Below are 17,297 nucleotides of genomic sequence, written 5' to 3' on the forward strand. Positions count from 1 at the left end.
ATAATCGGCCCGAGGCGCGCGCTAATCCCGGAAGTCCGCGGCTACCGTTTCCACGGCTTTGCGCAGGTCATCCACCTTCGGGACGCGCTCCAGGATGGCGCGCGAGACGTTCGCGAAGCCCAGTTCGCTGCGCCCGGCCACGATCGCGCGGACCTCGTTGGGACCGGCGCCCTGGGCGCCCACGCCCGGCAGCAAGACCGGCCCATTGAGCTGGTCCAACTCTGGCGGCGTGTCCAGGGTTGCCCCGACCACCACGCCGATATCCCCGACCTGGCCGGGGCGGGTTTCCGCGTTGCGCTCGGCGCAGGCATCCACCACCGACTGGGCCACGGTGCGGGAGGTGCCCGGCTCCTGGAATCCCTGCAGGCGGCGGGCCTCCGGGTTGGAGGTAGCCGCCAGCACGAAGATGCCGCGACCAGTCGCCCGCGCGGCCGCGAAGGCCGGCCCCAGGGCGCCCACGCCCAGGTAGGGGCTCAGGGTGACCGCGTCGGCCCGCAAGGGCGAGTCCTCGCCCATCCAGGCGTCGGCGTAGCCGGCCATGGTGGATCCGATATCGCCGCGCTTGGCATCCGCCACGCTCAAGCAGCCGGCATCCCGCAGGTCGGCCAGGGTCTCTTCCAGGGCCGCCAGGCCCGCGGAGCCGAAGCGCTCGTAGAACGCCACCTGGGGCTTGACGAGTGCGGCCACCGGCGCGAAGGCCTCCACGCAGCGGCGGCTGAATTCGCGCACGCCGGCGGCGTCCACGCCCAGCCCCCACTGCTCGAGCAGGTACGGGTGCGGGTCGATGCCGACGCACAGCCGGCCGCGCTCCTGGCCGGCCGCGACCAGCCGCTCGCCGAAGCCCGGCGTGGTACTCCCGGGCTGCTGCTGACTAGTTGTTGACTGGGGCATGCTTGAGCTCCTGCAGGGCGCGTACCTCGAAGTTGCCCTGGCGCTGCGCCTCGAGCGCCTGGACTCCGGCGGTCACGCCCTGGACGGTGTTAATCAGCGGCACGTCCACCTCGACGGCGGCGGCGCGGATCTCGTAGCCGTCGTGGCGGGAGCCGGAGGAACCGGCCGGGGTGTTGATGATGAGGTCGACCTCGCCGTCCAGGATGCGGTCCACGATCGACTTGCCCTCTGCCCCGCCGCGGATGTCCGAGGACTTGAGCACGGATTCGCACTCGATGCCGTTGCGGCGCAGGATGGAGGCGGTCCCGGCGGTGGCCAGGATCTTGTACCCCATCGTCGACAGGCGGTGGATCGGGAAGATGAGCGTGCGCTTGTCGCGGTTGGCCACGGAGACGAAGACCGAGCCTTCCTTCGGCAGCTTGGCAAAGCCGGCGGTCTCCGCCTTGAAGTAGGCGGCGCCGAAGTTGTCGGCCAGGCCCATGACCTCACCGGTGGACTTCATCTCCGGAGAGAGCAGGGTGTCCAGCATGGAACCGTCCGGGCGGCGGAAGCGGTTGAAAGGCAAGACTGCTTCCTTGACCGCCAGTGGGTGCTCCATCGGCAGCGCGCCGCCGTCATAGCTTTCCGGCAGCATGCCCTCGGCGCGCAGGTCGGCGATGGTCGCGCCCATCATGATGCGGGCGGCGGCCTTCGCCAGCTGCACGCCAGTCGCCTTGGACACGAACGGGACCGTGCGGGAGGCGCGCGGGTTGGCCTCGATGATGTAGAGCACGTCGTCCTTGAGCGCGTACTGGACGTTCATCAGGCCCTTGACCCCGATGCCCTCGGCGAGCTTGCGGGTCGATACGCGGACCTTCTCGATGTCTTGCGGCCCCAGGGTCATCGGCGGCAGCGAGCAAGAGGAGTCGCCGGAGTGGATACCGGCTTCCTCGATGTGCTCCATGACGCCGCCCAGGTAGACCTCCTCGCCGTCGCACAGGGCGTCGACGTCAATCTCGATGGCCGAGTCCAGGAAGCGGTCCACCAGCACCGGGTGGTCCTCGCTGAGCTCGGTGGCGCGTTCGATGTAGGACTCCAGGGAGGGCTCGTCGTAGACGATCTCCATGCCGCGCCCACCCAGCACGTAGGACGGGCGCACCAGCACCGGGTAGCCGATGTTGGCGGCGACCTCGCGGGCCTCCGCGAAGCTGGTGGCGGTGCCGAACTCCGGGGCCGGCAGCTCGGCGGCGGCCAGCACCTTGCCGAATTCACCGCGGTCCTCGGCCAGGTTGATGGCCTCCGGGGTGGTACCCACGACCGGCACCCCGGCCTCGGCCAGGCGCTCGGCCAGACCCAGCGGGGTCTGTCCGCCGAGCTGAACGATAACACCGGCGACGGTGCCGGAGACGGACTCGGCGTGGTAGATCTCCATGACGTCCTCGAAGGTCAGCGGCTCGAAGTAGAGGCGATCAGCGGTGTCGTAGTCCGTGGAGACGGTCTCCGGGTTGCAGTTGACCATGACGGTCTCGTAACCCTGGCGCGACAGCTCCAGCGCGGCGTGCACGCAGGAGTAGTCGAACTCGATGCCCTGGCCGATCCGGTTCGGGCCGGAGCCCAAGATGATGACCTTCTCACGCTCGCGCTGCTCGGCCACCTCGGACTCGGCGTCCGGGTCCAGCTCGTAGGCCGAGTAGTGGTACGGGGTCTGGGCCTCGAACTCGCCGGCGCAGGTATCCACGGTCTTGTAAACCGGGCGGATCCCCAGCGACCAGCGCAGGGAACGCACGCCATCCTCACCGGCGAACTCGGTACGCAGCGCGGCAATCTGGGCATCGGACAGGCCCAGGTACTTGGCCTCGCGCAGCAGGTCGGCGTCCAGGACCGGGGCCTCCAGCAGCTTGGTGCGGAAGCTGACCAGCGCCTGCAGCTCGGCCAGGAACCACGGGTCGATGCCGGAGGCCTCGTGGACCTCGTCGACGGTAGCGCCCAGGCGCAGGGCCAGCTCGGCGTCGTACATGCGGCCTTCGGTCGGGGTGCGCAGGTCCTCCAGGACGGCCTCCTTGTCCGTGGCGCGCTCGCCCGCGAAGAACTCATCGTCGGTGGTCCAGAAGCCCGCGGGCTTGTTCTCCAGCGAGCGCATGACCTTGTTCAGGCCGGCGATGTAGTTGCGGCCAATACCCATGGCCTCGCCCACGGACTTCATGGTGGTGGTCAGGGTGTCGTCGGCGCCCGGGAACTTCTCGAAGGCAAAGCGCGGGGCCTTGACGATGACGTAGTCCAGGGTCGGCTCGAAGGCCGCCGGGGTCACGCCGGTGATGTCGTTGGTGACCTCGTCCAGGGTGTAGCCGATGGCCAGCTTCGCGGCCAGCTTGGCGATCGGGAAGCCGGTGGCCTTCGACGCCAGCGCGGAGGAACGGGACACGCGCGGGTTCATCTCGATGACGATGATGCGGCCGTCCTCGGGGTTGACGGCGAACTGGATGTTGCAGCCGCCGGTGTCCACGCCCACGGCGCGGATGATGGAAATACCCAGGTCGCGCATCTTCTGGTACTCGCGGTCGGTCAGGGTCAGCGCCGGGGCCACGGTCACGGAGTCGCCGGTGTGCACGCCCAGGGCGTCGACGTTTTCGATGGAGGCGATGACCACGACGTTGTCGTCGCCGTCGCGCATGAGCTCGAGCTCGAATTCCTTCCAGCCGAGGATGGACTCCTCGATGAGCACGTTGGCCTCCGGGGAGGCGGCCAGGCCGCCACCGGCGATGCGATCCAGGTCCTCGTAGCTAAAGGCCAGTCCGGAGCCTAGGCCGCCCATGGTAAACGACGGGCGGACGACGACGGGCAGGCCCAGCTTCTCGACGGTGGCGTGGACCTCGTCCATGTTGTAGCAGACCGCCGAGCGGGCGGACTCGCCGCCGACGGAGGCCACGATGTCCTTGAACTTCTGGCGGTCCTCGCCGCGCTCGATGGCGTCGATGTCGGCGCCGATGAGCTCGATGTCGTACTTGTCCAGGATGCCCAGGCGATCCAGCTGGATGGCGGCGTTCAGGGCGGTCTGGCCGCCCAGGGTGGCCAGCACGGCGTCGATGCGGTGGCCCTCCTCAATCTCCTTGACGAAGATCTTCTCGATGAACTCCGGCTCGATGGGCTCGACGTAGGTGTGGTCGGCGAATTCCGGGTCCGTCATGATGGTGGCCGGGTTGGAGTTGACCAGGGTTACCCGCAGGCCTTCCTCCTTGAGAACGCGGCAGGCCTGGGTGCCGGAGTAGTCGAACTCGCAGGCTTGGCCGATGACGATGGGTCCGGAGCCAATGACCAGGACGTGGTTAATATCGTTGCGCTTAGGCATGGTCTCTTTACAATCCTTCCTGGTCTTTACTTGTTGTCTGCACACTGGCTGAGCAGCTCGATGAACTGGTCAAACAGCGGGTTGGTGTCGTGGGGGCCGGCGGCAGATTCCGGGTGGTACTGCACGGAATAAGCCTTGCCGCTCTTCAGCGCCACGCCCTCGACGGTGCCGTCGTTGAGGCAGGTGTGGGTGATGATGGCCGGCCCGAAGTCCGACTCGAACTCCCCGCCCGGCTTTCCAGTCGGGTTTTCCAGCGCGAAACCGTGGTTCTGGGAGGTGATGTCGATCTTGCCGGTCAGATGGTTTTGCACCGGGACGTTGATGCCGCGGTGGCCGAACTTCATCTTGTAGGTGCCCAGTCCCAGCGCGCGGCCGAGCAGCTGGTTGCCGAAGCAGATGCCGAAGAACGGGTAGCCGGCGGACAGGATGTCGCGGACGATACCGACCATCTCGTCGGCCGTGGCCGGGTCGCCCGGCCCGTTGGAGATGAAGACCCCGTCCGGCTGGTACTGCTCGATCTCCTTGAGCGGGGTGCCCGAGGGCACGACGACGGTCTCGATGCCGCGGCGGGCGAAGTGGCGCGGGGTGGCGGACTTAATACCCATGTCGTAGGCGACGACGGTGTAGCGCTTCTGACCTTCCGCTTCGATGGTATACGGCGCGTCGGTGGTCACCTCGCCGGACAGGTCGGCGCCTTCCATGGCCTCTTGGCCCTTGACCTCGGCGAGCAGCTCCTCAACGTCGCGCTCGGCGGCCTCGCCGCTGAAGATGCCGGCGGCGATGGAGCCGTAGTTGCGCAGGTGGCGAACCAGGGATCGGGTGTCGACGCCGCGGATGCCGATGATGTTCTGGGCTTCCATCTCCTCCGGCAGGCTGCGCTCGGCGCGCCAGTTGGACACGCGGTGAGCCAGGTCGCGGATGACCAGGCCGGCCACCCAGATGCGGTTGCCGCGGGACTCGTTGTCCTCGTCGTTCCAGCCGGTGTTGCCGATCTGCGGGGCCGTCGTCACCACGATCTGGCGGTGGTAGGACGGGTCCGTCATGGTCTCCTGGTAGCCGGTCATGCCGGTGGTAAAGACGGCCTCACCGAGGGTGGTTCCGGTGGCGCCGAAACCGAAGCCGCGGAACGTACGGCCGTCGGCCAAGACCAGGATGGCCGGCGTGGAGGTGTGGGCGGAGTCAGTCATGAATGTGCCTTTCGCTGACTAGTGAATCTTGAAAAGTATTATATGCGGTCTTATGTATTTCTTCCACGACTGACTTTAGTCGTCAGCCCCGCGGGAGTACGTCACCGCGCCACGCAGGATGGTGTGGGTAACCTGCGCGTTGAATTCCTCCCCCTCATAGGGGTTATTCCGCGCCTTGGAGGCCAGCCGCGTCGAGTCCGAAGTCCACGGGCTGTTCGGGTCCACCAGCGCCAGGTTGGCGGGCTCGCCCACCGCGATCGGACGCCCCTGCCCCGGCAGGCGGGTGATCTCCGCCGGGCGCTCAGACATCACGCGGGCGACGAAGCGCCAGTCGGCCAGGCCGGAAGCGACGAAGATCTTGGCGATAATCGCCAGCGAGGACTCCAGGCCGAGCATGCCCGGCTTGGCGTTTTCGAACTCCACGCACTTGTCCTCGGCGCCGTGCGGCGCGTGGTCGGTGGCCACGCAGTCGATGACCCCGTCCAGCAGCGCTTGGCGCAGCGCCTGCGTGTCGTGCTCCTCGCGCAGCGGCGGGTTGACGCGGAAGACACCGTCGTAGGTGTGCAGCTTGTCGTCGGTCAGCAGCAGGTGGTGCGGGGTCACCTCGGCGGTCAGGGGGATGTCCTGGGACTTCGCCCACTTGAGCAGCTCCACCGTGCCGGTGGTCGAGGCGTGGCAGATGTGCACGCGGTTGCCGTAGTCGCGGGCCAGCAGGGCGTCGCGGGCCACGATCGATTCCTCGGCGACCCGCGGCCAGCCGGTCAGGCCCAGCTTCGCGGCGGTCTCACCTTCGTGCGCCACTGCCCCGTCGGTCAGCCGCGGCTCCTCGGCGTGCTGGGCCAACAGGACGTCCAAGCCCTTGGCGTATTCCAGAGCGCGGCGCATCAGCTGCGGGTCGACCACGCACTTGCCGTCGTCGGAGAACATCCGGACCTTGGCGTCGCTGCGGGCCATCATGCCGAACTCGGTCAGCGTCTTGCCCTCGAGCCCCTTGGTGATAGAGCCCACCGGGTGCACGTCGCAGGTGCCGATGCGCTGGGCCTTGGCCCAGATGGACTCGGCGATGACCGGCTGGTCCGTGACCGGGTTGGTATTGGCCATGGTGAACACGGCGGTAAACCCGCCCTTGGCCGCGGCCTGGGAACCGGTCTCGATGGTCTCGGTGTCCTCGCGGCCCGGCTCGCGCAGGTGGACGTGCATGTCCACCAGGCCCGGCAGCAGGACGTTGCCCGCGCCGTCGATGACCTCGGCCTGCTGGGCGTCGTCGCCAGCCAGCTTCTCGGCCAGGCCCGCGCCGATCTCGGCGATTACGCCGTCGCGGACCAGGACGTCAACCGGGTCGCCCTCGCCGTAGGGGCGAACGTTGGTGATGAGCAGCGGGCGCTGCGGCGCCGGCTGGGTGGCGCCGGTAGCCGGGAATTGAGAAGTGTTGGTCATGAGTGTTTTCTCCTATTCCGCCGAGCTTTCGCCGCCGGCGAGCAAAGTGAACAAGACTGCCATACGCAGGTGCACGCCGTTGTTGACCTGCTGCAGGACGGCGGTGTTGTCGTAGTCAGCCACCTGGTAGTTGATTTCCATGCCGCGGAGCATCGGGCCCGGGTGCATGATGATGGCGTCCTTTTTCATCTGGGACGCGCGCTGCGGCGACAGGCCGTAGAGGTTCGCGTATTCGCGGTGCGACGGGAAGAAGCCGCCGTGCATGCGCTCGGCCTGCACGCGCAGCATCATGACCACGTCGGCATCGGCCAGCTCGGCGTCGAAGTCGTAGGCCACGCGCACCGGCCAGTTCTCCACGCCGTTCGGCAGCAGGGTGGCCGGGGCGACCAAGGTGACCTCCGCGCCGAGCTTGGTCAGCAGGTCCACGTTGGAGCGCACCACGCGCGAGTGCAGGCAGTCGCCCACGATCTTCACGCGCAGACCGGAGAAGTTCCCGCCGGTAATGCCCAAACGCTGGCGCATGGTCACCGCATCCAGCAGGGCCTGGGTCGGGTGCTGGTGCGCGCCGTCGCCGGCGTTGATGACCGACGGGCCGTTACCGTCCGGGGCCACCCAGCGGGCCAGCTGCTGCGGCGCGCCCGAGGACGGGTGGCGGATGATGATGGCGTCCGCGCCGATGGCGGCCAGGGTCAGGCCGGTATCGCGCAGGGACTCGCCTTTCTTCACCGAGGACGTCGGGGCCGACAGGTTAATGACGTCGGCCGACATCCACTTGCCGGCGGTCTCGAACGACGAGCGGGTACGCGTGGAGTTCTCGTAGAACAGGGTGTAGATGGTCCGTCCGCGCAAGGTCGGCAGCTTCTTGACCTCGCGGCCCTCGAGGACCTCTTTGAAACGGTCTGCCTCGTCCAGAAGCGCCACCAGGTCGGTCGCGCTGACGTCGGCAATATCGAGTAGGTGCTTCATGACTAATCCTCCCGGTTGACGCGGGTCAGCACGACCGCGTCGCGGTCATCAAGGTCGCGGCTGTAGACGGCAATGTCCTCGTCGCGCGAGGTGGGGATGTTCTTGCCCACGTAGTCGGCGCGGATCGGGACTTCGCGGTGCCCGCGGTCGACCAAGCAGGCCAGCTGGATAATGCGGGGGCGCCCCACATCGGACAGGGCGTCCAGGGCGGCGCGGATGGTGCGGCCGGAAAACAGGACGTCGTCGACCAGGATGACGGTCGTGCCGTCGATGCCGCCGCCGGGGATCCGGGTCGGCTGCAGGGCGCGGTGCGGTTTGGAACGCAGATCGTCGCGGTAGAGGGTGATATCCAGGGAGCCGCACGGCACGGTCACGCCGGCGAATTCTTCGATCTTTTCTGCCAGCCGGTGGGCCAACGGCACACCACCGGAAGGGATACCCAGCAGGACGACTGGGTTCGCGTCGGCCTCATCAAGGGCCGTCTTTTCAATGATTTGGTGCGCGATGCGTGCGACAGTACGCGCGACGTCGTCTGAGCTCAGCAGCTCAGTGGACTCCGCGGAGGTGTCGGAACCACTCATCGTGACCTCCTTCCCCGCCTCACGGTGCGGTCTTTAAAGGATGTCGAATAAGGGTCAGATGAAATTATTCACGTAGCCGGGTACGAGGCGTCGCCTTCCCCGCTCGTGCTAAGGCGAATTTTAGCAGCCTCGGTACCCCGATCGCACCCCTGCGCGTAGCTGAAACACATCCTCCCCCGAACTCGGGGGCGGGCCGAGCGCGCGGCCGGCCAAAAACTGGGACAATAGTTGGTTACACTCCACCGAATACCCGGACTTTTTAAAGGAGTTCTTCAACACCGTGACATTCCAGGCACAACACGTCATCCCCGCCGACCGCGAGCAGGTATGGGATTGGCACACCCGTCCCGGCGCCGTGAGCCGCCTGACCCCGCCCTTCCTCCCCATGGCCCCGCGGGAGCAGGCCCGCAGCCTGGCGGACGGCACCACCGTGTTTTCCCTGCCCGCCGGGCTCAAGTGGGTGGCCCGCCACGACTTGTCCCGGTACCGCCGCGGGGTGTCCTTCAGCGACGTGTGCGTCTCCGCCCCACTCAAGCGGCTGGCCTCGTGGCGCCACGACCACCACTTCGCCGATCACGCCGACGGCACGCTGATTACAGACACGGTGGACACCCGCATCCCCGATAGCGCGCTGGAGGCCTCTTTCGCCTACCGGCAGCACAAGCTAATCGGGGACTTCAACTTCATCAACCAGCTGCGGGATCAGGGCATCGACGTCCTGGCAACCGAGACCCGCCCGCTAACCGTGGCAATTACCGGCTCCCGCGGCTCCGTCGGGCGCGCACTGACTGCCCAGCTGACCACGCTGGGCCACCGCGTTATCCAGCTGGTCCGCTCGGAGGCCAAGGAGGGCCAGCGCACCTGGAACCCGAACTCGCCGTCGCGCAACCTGCTCGACGACGTCGACGTGCTGGTCCACCTGGCCGGCGAGCCCATCTTCGGCCGCTTCAACGACAAGCACAAGCAGGAAATCCGCGACTCCCGCGTGGGGCCCACTCGCAAGCTGGCCCAGCTGGTGGCCGCTAGCCCGGATACCCACACCTTCGTCTGCGCCTCAGCCATCGGCTACTACGGCAACGACCGCGGCGACGAGGTGCTCACCGAGGACTCCGCTAGCGGCGACGGTTTCCTGGCCGAGGTGGTCCGCGACTGGGAGGCCGCCACCGCCGAGGCTCGTGAGGCCGGCAAGCGCGTGGTCAACATCCGCACGGGTATCGCCCTGACCGGGGCCAGCGGCCTGCTGCCGCTGCTGCGCGCGCTGTTTTCCACCGGCCTGGGCGGCTCCTTCGGCGACGGCGACTTCTGGTTCTCCTGGGTCGCTTTTGACGACCTGTGCGATATCTACACCCGCGCCATCTTCGACACCGCCCTGTCCGGGCCCGTCAACGCGGCCTCGACTGCCCCGGTCCTCAACCGGGAAATGACCCAGGCCCTGGCCGAACAGCTCAAGCGCCCGGCCGTCATCCCCATCCCCGCCCTCGGCCCGGCCCTGCTGCTGGGCAAGGAGGGCGCCCGAGAGTTAGCGCTGGCCGACCAGCGCGTGGCCCCGGCCAAGCTGCAAGAGCACGGGCACGTCATGCGCTTTGACACCATCCAGGACACCTTCGCCCACGAGCTGGGCAACCAGCGCCTCTGGCAGCCCGCAGACGCGAACTAGCCGCCCGCGCCCCACGCCGGATTGCTCTCCGTTATGCTGGATGGACGGGTTACCCGCCGAGGACCTCGGTAGGTAACGAATGATATTCGACCCCCTTTAAGCTACAAGTTTGGATTTTGTCCCAGTGACTGATGAACAACCCCAATTGCACCCGGACACCCCAGTGGAGCCGGTGACCCTCGCCCGCGTCGCGGAGATCTTCGACGCCGAAAAGCTGCAGTACCGGATGGAAAACCAGCCGGTCAGCGACGAGGAGACCATCGACATCCTGCGGACCGGTTTTTCTAACGCCGCCATCGCCATGCAGGTGCGGGAAAACACCCTCATCCTGGATTCGGTGTGGCGCGGCGACGTGCCGGCCTCCGAGGGCCCGAAGGTCCTGGCCCAGCTCAACCAGTGGAACACCGAGCACTTCGCCCCGACCCTGCGGTTCTTTGAGACCGGCGAGGGCAGCCTGGCCGTCTCCGCCGTGCGCGAGCTCAACATCAGCCAGGGCCTGTCCCGCAACCAGATCGGCGCCTTCGTGATGTCCACCCTGGACGCCGTCGTGCAGTCGTTTACCTGGCTGGAACAGCAGTACCCGGAACTCGTGACTTGGGAGGAGCACAATGACTAACCAGAATCCCGCCGACACCGCCCTGCCGGAGGTCACCCTGGACCGCGTCATCGACGCGATGCGCACCTTCGAGATCGAGCTGGAAAAGATCGAGGGCCGCAACGACGCCGCCACGGCCAACCTCAACGGCCTGCCGTGCATGTTCGCGGTGCTGGACTCCGTGGTCATCGTGCGCTGCGACGTGGCTACCGACGCCTCCTTCTCGCAGGCTGATGCCGGGCTCTTCCTGGCGGCCAACCAGATCAACTCGGTCTCCTTCGGCGCCCGCGTGGCCATCGCCGAGCACGAGGACATGCTCATCGTGCGTTCCGAGCGCGACCTGCCGGTGGCCGCCGGCGCCACCGACGGCCAGCTGACCGCCGCGCTCCAGGCCGCCGTCGACGGCGTCATCGGCGCGCAGAACGCCATGGTCTCCGCCGCCGAGGAAATGGCCAAGATGGGCTCCGAGACCGCCCAGGAAGCCGGCGGCGAAAACTAAAAGCCCAGACAGCACAAAAGCTGGCTGCCCTCCTCTACCAACCTCGCGCATTAGCGCGGGTGGAAAGGAAAGGCAGCCAGCTTTTTAGTTTTCGCAGCCAGCAGCCGGAGACCGGCGCGCCGCCTCAGCGGCTACTCGGTCGGCGAGTCCTTCTCCCCTTCCGGGTTGCCCGCAGCCTCAGCCTCTTCGGCTTCGGGCTCGGGTGCGGCCGGCGCAGCGGCAGAGGTCTCAGCAGCGGCCGGATCCGTAGCTTCGGTGACGTCGTCGGTGCCCGTTGCGTCTTCGTCGGCATCGGCGGCATCTAGGTCCTGCTCGGCGGCCATCGGGCTGCCGGTGCGGCGGGACTGCGCGATGTCGTCGAGGACGGCGTTGATATACGGGGCGGCCTTGATGTGCGAGTATTCGCTGGCCAGCTCCACGCCCTCGGTCACCGCGGTAGCCAGCGGCACCTCCGGGTTGAACAGCAGCTCCCAGGTGGACACGCGCAGGATGGCGCGCTCGACGGGAGGCAGCCGGTCCAGGCGCCAATCGTCGGAGAGGTAGCGGGCGATCGCGTCATCGATATCGTCCAGCTCTTCGGCCACGCCTTGGACGATCTCGGCGGTGTAGTCCGCGATCGGCGCAACGCCGTGCTCGCCTTCCAGGGCTAGGCCCTTTCGCTCTTCCACGATGGCCACCGGATCGATGTCGCGGTTTTCTGCCTCGTAAAGGATGTCGGCGGCACGCCGCCGTGCCCGGTACCGCGCGCCGTGGCGACGGTTACGGGACACACGCTCGGGAGACGAGCTGTGCTGCTCGTTATTTTCTTCCGTCACTGGGTCCTTCTTTGATTCTTGCTGCACGCTAGTTGCTGACGCGGGACAGGTACTCGCCCGTCCGGGTGTCAACCTTGAGCACGTTGCCGGTCTCGATGAACAGCGGGACCTGGATCTCCGCGCCGGTCTCCAGGGTGGCCGGCTTGGTGCCGCCATTGGAGCGGTCGCCCTGCAGGCCCGGATCGGTGTGCTCGACCTTCAGGTCAACGTTGATCGGCAGCTCGGCGAACAGCGGCTCGCCCTCGTGGAAGGAGACCTGCACGCGCATGTTCTCCAGCAGGAACTTGGCGGCGTCGCCGAACTTGTCCGGGCTCAGCTCGACCTGCTCGAAGTCCTTGTCGTCCATGACGACGTAGTTGCTGCCGTCGTGGTACAGGTAGGTCATGTCGCGGCGGTCCACCGTCGCGGTCTCGACCTTGGCGCCGGCGTTCCACGTCTTATCCGTGACCTTGCCCGAGACAACGTCCTTGAGCTTGGTGCGCACGAAGGCAGGGCCCTTGCCCGGCTTGACGTGCTGGAACTCAATAATCTGCTGGAGCTTATTGTCAATCTTTAGAACAAGACCGTTCTTGAATGCGGTGGTATCAGCCACGAATCAATCTCCCGAAGTCTGTTGGATTAAAAGTTACGTCTTGCCAGTCTACTATCCCTGCCGGAATGCGTGTAAAACCGGCGCCCACTTTTTAGTGCGGAAGGAACAATGCCGTCTAGAAGGAACGCAGTTCCTTCGGCGAGCGGGTGATGATCGTCGGCGCGCCGTCGGTGATGATAAGCGTGTCCTCGATCCGCACGCCGCCCTTGCCGGGTACGTAGATGCCGGGCTCGATGGTCAGCGTCATCCCCGCGGCCAGCGTGCCCTTGGCGTTGCGGGCTGCAGCGGGTGCCTCGTGGACCAGCAGGCCCACGCCGTGGCCGGTGGAGTGGACGAAGTACTCGCCGTAGCCGGCCTCTTCGATGACGTCGCGGCAGGCCTTGTCCACGTCCGCGAGTGCGGTGCCCGGGGTCGCCGCCGCCACGCCGGCTTCCTGGGAGCGCTTGACGATGTCGTAGATTTCCCGGGCGAAGTCGTCGGGCTGGCCGATGACGACGGTGCGCGTCATATCCGAGTTAAAGCCACGCAGGTGGGCGCCGAAGTCGATGGTGACCAGGTCCCCGTCTTCCAGCACGCGGTCGTCGGCGCCGTGGTGCGGCAGCGCGGAGTTCGGGCCGGAAGCCACGATGGTGTCGAAGCTGGTGCGCTCCGCGCCGGCCGCACGCATCCGGTACTCCAGGTCGGCCGCGATCTGACGCTCGGTGCGGCCCGCGCGCACCTCGCCGGCGGCCAGCATCGCCTCAAAGGCATCGGTCGCCAGCTGCGCCAGGGAGTCCAGCCGTTCCAGCTCGAGCGGATCCTTGTAGAGGCGGATCTCCTCAATCACGCCGGAGATCGGCACCAGGGTCACGTCCTCCGGGCAGGCCTTCTCGAGTGCCGCGTGCTGGTTGACCGAGACCGTGTCGGCCTCAAAGCCGACCCGCAGCGGACCCTGGCCTTCCAGGGTCTTGAGCAGGGCCGTGCCGACGCCGCGCTCGATAATCGGCTCGATATCCGGCACTTCCTGCTTAATCTGGGTGGTGTACCGCCCGTCGGTGGCAATCGCGGCGGAGAGATCCTTCCGCAACAGCAGCGCGCCGTTCGAGCCGGAGAAATTCGACAGGTAGCGCACGTGAATCAGGTCCGTGACCAAAATCGCGTCGATGCGCTGCCCGGCTAGCTTCGCCGCTAGCTTGCGGCGCCGGTCGCTGAAACGAGTATCTGCCAAGGCCATGGTTATTCCTTTCCGCTCGGACAATGCACTAAAGGCAGGCCTTAAAGGCCCACCGCGTAGGACACCCATTCTAGCCTGTGTACGCGGACACGGTTACCGTTTTCACACCGGCCGGGCCGCGGCGTCCTTAGGCCTCGGCGGTCAGGTATTCCAGCGCCGCGAGGTAGCCGACCGGGCCCAGGCCGGCGATGACGCCGCGGGCGATGCAGGACAGATAGGAATGATGCCGGAATTCTTCCCGGGCGTGCACGTTGGACAGGTGGACCTCGACGAAGCCCACGCCGTCGGCGATTTCCGCTAGGGCGTCGCGGATAGCCACGGAGGTGTGGGTAAAGGCCCCGGGGTTGATGATGACACCGGCCCCGGCGTCGGCGGCGGCATGGACGCGCTCGATGATTTCGCCCTCGTGGTTCGACTGGAAAAAGTCCAGCTCAATATCCGCGCCGCCGGCGCGCAGCTGGTCGCCGCGCTGGCGGATCATCTCCTCGATGTCGGCCAGGGTGGTCGTGCCGTAGACGTCCGGCTGGCGCTTGCCCAGCCGGTTCAGGTTGGGCCCGTTGATGATGACTACCTGCATTAGTTGCTCACCTTCTCAAAAGCTTGGCGCAGGTCCTCGTCGCTCGGCCCCTCGATGCGGGTGGTAGCCCCCACCGCGGTCAAGGCCACGAAGCGGATTTTCCCGTCGCGGTTCTTCTTATCATGGCGCATGGCCGCGTGCAGCTCGGGCCACTGGCCGTCGCGGTAGGCCACCGGTAGGCCGACGGACTCGAGGATGGTGCGGTGCAGTTCGACCACGTCGGCGTCGATGAGCCCGCGGGCCTCGGCCAGGTGCGCTACGAACATCATGCCCACGGCCACCGCGTTACCGTGCCGCCAGGAGTAATCCTCCGCGCGCTCGATGGCATGGCCGAAGGTGTGCCCGTAGTTCAGGGTCTCCCGCAGGCCGGACTCCTTGAGGTCCTCGCCCACCACGCGGGCCTTGACGGCCACCGAGCGGGCGATGAGCTCCGGCAGGGCGCCGTCCGGGTCCAGGCAGGCGGCCGGATCGCGGCGGTAGAGCTCGATGATCTCCGGGTCGTGGATGAAGCCGGTCTTGATGATTTCCGCCGAGCCGGCCACCATCTCGGCTTCCGGGAGGCTGCGCAGCACCTCGATGTCCGCGAAGACGGCCAGCGGCTCGTGGAAGGAGCCGACCAGGTTCTTGCCGGCCGCGGTGTTGATACCGGTCTTGCCGCCGACGGCGGCGTCCACCATGGCTAGCAGGGTCGTCGGCACCTGCACCACGCGGATGCCGCGCATCCAGGTCGCCGCGACGAAGCCCGCCAGATCCGTGGTCGCGCCGCCGCCGAAGCCGACGATGAGGTCCTGCCGGCCGAAGCTGGCCGCGCCGAGCTTGTCCCAGAGCTCGCTGACCACGCTGAGCTGCTTGGCGCGCTCGGCGTCCGGCAGGAGCCACACGTGGCAGCGCACGCCGGTTGCCTCCGCGGCATCGGCCAGGCGGCGGGCGGAAGCGCTCAAGATCTCCGGGCAGAGGATGGCTACCTGCGCTGCCCCGGACTCGCGGATGGTCTCCACGATGGCCGGGGCCAGCCCGTGACCAATGTGGACGTGGTACGGTGCCGGACCGTTGACCGGGATGACGGACATGAGCTTCTCCTCTACAAGAAGTAGGTGGTGGTGTGGTGGTGCGCGCCCGGGCCGAGGTCTGACCCGGGCGGGTGCGTCTAGAGGGTCTCCAAGAACCCGAGGATATCCCCGACGACCTGCTGCGGGCTGCGCCCGTCGGTGCGGGCGCGGTAGTCGGCGACCTCACGGTAGAAATCTGCGCGCTGGTCCAGTAGCTCTTGGTAGCGCGCGAGCGGATCCGCGGACTGCAGGACCGGGCGGGAATTATTGCTGGAGGTGCGGCGCACCCCTTCTTCGGCGCTGACTTCCACCCAGATGACGGTGTGGCGCTCCAAAAGGTCCCGGGTCGCCGCGCTGACCACGGCTCCCCCGCCGAGGCTGACCACGCCGCCGGCCGACAGGGCCTCGGCCGCGTGCTTTTCTTCCTCCCGGCGGAAGGCTTCCTCGCCCAGCTCGGCGAAAACCTCACCGCAGGGCTTGCCGTGGGCGACCTCGATCAGCTGATCCGAGTCCACCAGCCCCACGTTCAGGGCCCGGGCGAGCCGGCGCCCGATGGTGGATTTACCGGCGCCGGGCGGCCCCACCAGCACCGCCAGCGGTCGCGGAGCTCCCGTCGCTAGAGGAGGTACGGTCATCGTAGTCCTGGCCTTTCCACTGTTCTTAGTCGTTATGCTTCAGGCTAATCCTGCGGGAAGCTCAAGCGCTCGGCAACATAGTCCTGGTACGCGGCGATGTTGCGCTTGGTCTCCGCCAGGCTGTCACCACCGAACTTCTCCAGCACGGCGCGGGCGACGACGAGTGCCACCATGGCCTCGGCCACCACGCCGGCGGCGGGCACGGCGCACACGTCGGAGCGCTGGTGGATGGCGGTCGCGGCGGAGCCGTCGGCCATGTCCACGGTCTTCAGCGCGCGCGGCACGGTAGAAATCGGCTTCATGGCCGCCCGAACCCGCAGCTGCTGCCCGTTGGTCATGCCACCTTCGAGGCCGCCCGCGCGGTTGCTGAGCCGGTCGACGCCGTCGTCGGTGCGCACCATCTCGTCGTGAGCGGCGGACCCGCGGCGGCGGGCCTCGGCGAAGCCGTCGCCGATCTCCACGCCCTTGATGGCCTGGATGCCCATCAGGGCGGCCGCCAGCTGGGCGTCGAGGCGGTCCTCGCCGCTGATGTGCGAGCCCAGGCCAATGGGCAGGCCGTCGACGACGACCTCCACGACGCCACCCAGGGTGTCGCCCTGTTTCTTGGCGGTTTCGATCTCGGTGACCATGCTCTCTTCGGCGGCCTTGTCGAAGGAACGCACCGGGGAGGCATCGATGGCGCTAAGATCCGCGGGCGTCGGGGCCGGGCCTTCGTAGGGCTCGGAGGCGCCGATGGAGATGACGTGGGAGATGACCTCCACGCCGAGGGTCTCCCGCAGGAAGTTGCGGGCGAAGGTGGCCGCGGCCACGCGGGCGGCGGTCTCCCGGGCAGAGGAACGCTCCAGGATCGGGCGCGCCTCGGCGTGGTCGTACTTGACCATGCCAGCAAAATCCGCGTGCCCCGGGCGCGGGCGGGTCAGCGCCGCCCCGCGGCCCGACTGCATAGCTTCCGCGACCTGCGCGTCGTCCATATCCAGCGGGTCCGGGCTCATCACGGTGGTCCACTTCGGCCACTCGGTGTTGCCGATCATCACGGCGATCGGGCTGCCCAGCGTCTTGCCGTGGCGGACGCCGGCGAGCAGGGTCAGCTCATCGGCCTCGAACTTCATTCGGGCGCCGCGGCCGTAGCCGAGCCTCCTCCGCGATAATTGCTGCGCAATTTCGTCCTTAGTAATCGGAACCCCGGCCGGCAGGTGCTCAAGCAGCGCGATGAGCGCCTGCCCGTGGGATTCTCCCGCAGTTGTCCAACGAAGCATGGCTGTCATTATTTCACGCCGG

15 protein-coding genes and 1 pseudogene are annotated in these 17,297 nt (G+C 67.3%); 3 read left to right on the forward strand and 13 right to left on the reverse strand.

The features are described from left to right. Nucleotides 1-21: 21 nt before the first annotated feature. From pyrF to pyrR, 6 genes are all read right to left on the reverse strand, one after another. Nucleotides 22-891: an orotidine-5'-phosphate decarboxylase gene (pyrF, locus tag VVS03_RS00740; RefSeq protein ID WP_368533970.1), complete on the reverse strand. Its 870-nt coding sequence runs from the start codon at nucleotides 889-891 to the stop codon at nucleotides 22-24. Further along, complete coding sequence (gene carB / locus VVS03_RS00745) at nucleotides 872-4,216, reverse strand: carbamoyl-phosphate synthase large subunit (RefSeq protein WP_368533969.1); 3,345 nt, start codon at nucleotides 4,214-4,216, stop codon at nucleotides 872-874. Before carB ends, pyrF begins: the two co-directional genes overlap by 20 nt. A gap of 26 nt (nucleotides 4,217-4,242) precedes the next feature. Continuing rightward, a complete protein-coding gene (gene carA / locus VVS03_RS00750) occupies nucleotides 4,243-5,403 on the reverse strand; it encodes a glutamine-hydrolyzing carbamoyl-phosphate synthase small subunit (RefSeq protein ID WP_368533968.1) in 1,161 nt (386 codons plus the stop codon). 75 nt (nucleotides 5,404-5,478) lie between these two features. Beyond that, nucleotides 5,479-6,840: a dihydroorotase gene (locus VVS03_RS00755; RefSeq protein WP_368533967.1), complete on the reverse strand. Its 1,362-nt coding sequence runs from the start codon at nucleotides 6,838-6,840 to the stop codon at nucleotides 5,479-5,481. Nucleotides 6,841-6,852: 12 nt separating this feature from the next. Further along, complete coding sequence (locus tag VVS03_RS00760; RefSeq protein WP_368533966.1) at nucleotides 6,853-7,806, reverse strand: aspartate carbamoyltransferase catalytic subunit; 954 nt, start codon at nucleotides 7,804-7,806, stop codon at nucleotides 6,853-6,855. Nucleotides 7,807-7,808: 2 nt separating this feature from the next. Then, complete coding sequence (gene pyrR, locus VVS03_RS00765; RefSeq protein ID WP_368519267.1) at nucleotides 7,809-8,387, reverse strand: bifunctional pyr operon transcriptional regulator/uracil phosphoribosyltransferase PyrR; 579 nt, start codon at nucleotides 8,385-8,387, stop codon at nucleotides 7,809-7,811. A 280-nt stretch (nucleotides 8,388-8,667) separates the two neighbouring features. Between pyrR and VVS03_RS00770 the strand changes: the two genes are divergently transcribed. The 3 genes from VVS03_RS00770 (at nucleotide 8,668) to VVS03_RS00780 (ending at nucleotide 11,138) form a co-directional block, all read left to right on the forward strand. Then, nucleotides 8,668-10,044 (forward strand): TIGR01777 family oxidoreductase, encoded by a 1,377-nt coding sequence (locus tag VVS03_RS00770; protein ID WP_368521187.1) that lies wholly within the window; start codon nucleotides 8,668-8,670, stop codon nucleotides 10,042-10,044. A 124-nt stretch (nucleotides 10,045-10,168) separates the two neighbouring features. Further along, a complete protein-coding gene (locus VVS03_RS00775) occupies nucleotides 10,169-10,660 on the forward strand; it encodes a YbjN domain-containing protein (RefSeq protein ID WP_368533964.1) in 492 nt (163 codons plus the stop codon). Continuing rightward, the gene (locus VVS03_RS00780) at nucleotides 10,653-11,138 is read left to right on the forward strand and encodes a YbjN domain-containing protein (RefSeq protein WP_368521189.1); all 486 of its coding nucleotides are present in this window, start codon (nucleotides 10,653-10,655) and stop codon (nucleotides 11,136-11,138) included. Before VVS03_RS00775 ends, VVS03_RS00780 begins: the two co-directional genes overlap by 8 nt. Before the next feature lie 260 nt (nucleotides 11,139-11,398). Here VVS03_RS00780 and nusB read toward each other — a convergent pair. From nusB to aroC, 7 genes and pseudogenes are all read right to left on the reverse strand, one after another. Continuing rightward, a pseudogene (gene nusB, locus VVS03_RS00785) lies at nucleotides 11,399-11,908 on the reverse strand (transcription antitermination factor NusB); the annotation flags it as partial. Nucleotides 11,909-11,981: 73 nt separating this feature from the next. After that, complete coding sequence (gene efp / locus VVS03_RS00790) at nucleotides 11,982-12,545, reverse strand: elongation factor P (RefSeq protein WP_070768344.1); 564 nt, start codon at nucleotides 12,543-12,545, stop codon at nucleotides 11,982-11,984. Between the two features lie 115 nt (nucleotides 12,546-12,660). Beyond that, nucleotides 12,661-13,758 carry a M24 family metallopeptidase gene (locus tag VVS03_RS00795; protein WP_368533963.1) on the reverse strand — a complete coding sequence of 366 codons (1,098 nt, stop codon included), beginning with the start codon at nucleotides 13,756-13,758 and terminating at the stop codon, nucleotides 12,661-12,663. A 127-nt stretch (nucleotides 13,759-13,885) separates the two neighbouring features. Further along, a complete protein-coding gene (gene aroQ / locus VVS03_RS00800; protein WP_368533962.1) occupies nucleotides 13,886-14,335 on the reverse strand; it encodes a type II 3-dehydroquinate dehydratase in 450 nt (149 codons plus the stop codon). Beyond that, on the reverse strand, nucleotides 14,335-15,405 hold the full coding sequence (gene aroB / locus VVS03_RS00805; RefSeq protein ID WP_368533961.1) for a 3-dehydroquinate synthase: 1,071 nt from the start codon (nucleotides 15,403-15,405) through the stop codon (nucleotides 14,335-14,337). The genes aroQ and aroB overlap by 1 nt, the downstream gene beginning before the upstream one ends. A gap of 77 nt (nucleotides 15,406-15,482) precedes the next feature. Then, entirely contained in the window at nucleotides 15,483-16,019 is a 537-nt protein-coding gene (locus tag VVS03_RS00810; protein WP_368533960.1) for a shikimate kinase, read from the reverse strand. 44 nt (nucleotides 16,020-16,063) lie between these two features. Beyond that, a complete protein-coding gene (aroC, locus tag VVS03_RS00815) occupies nucleotides 16,064-17,275 on the reverse strand; it encodes a chorismate synthase (RefSeq protein WP_368533959.1) in 1,212 nt (403 codons plus the stop codon). Between the last annotated feature and the right edge of the window lie 22 nt (nucleotides 17,276-17,297).

The organism is Corynebacterium sp. LK2537 (assembly GCF_040946485.1).
Taxonomy (GTDB): Bacteria; Actinomycetota; Actinomycetes; order Mycobacteriales; family Mycobacteriaceae; genus Corynebacterium.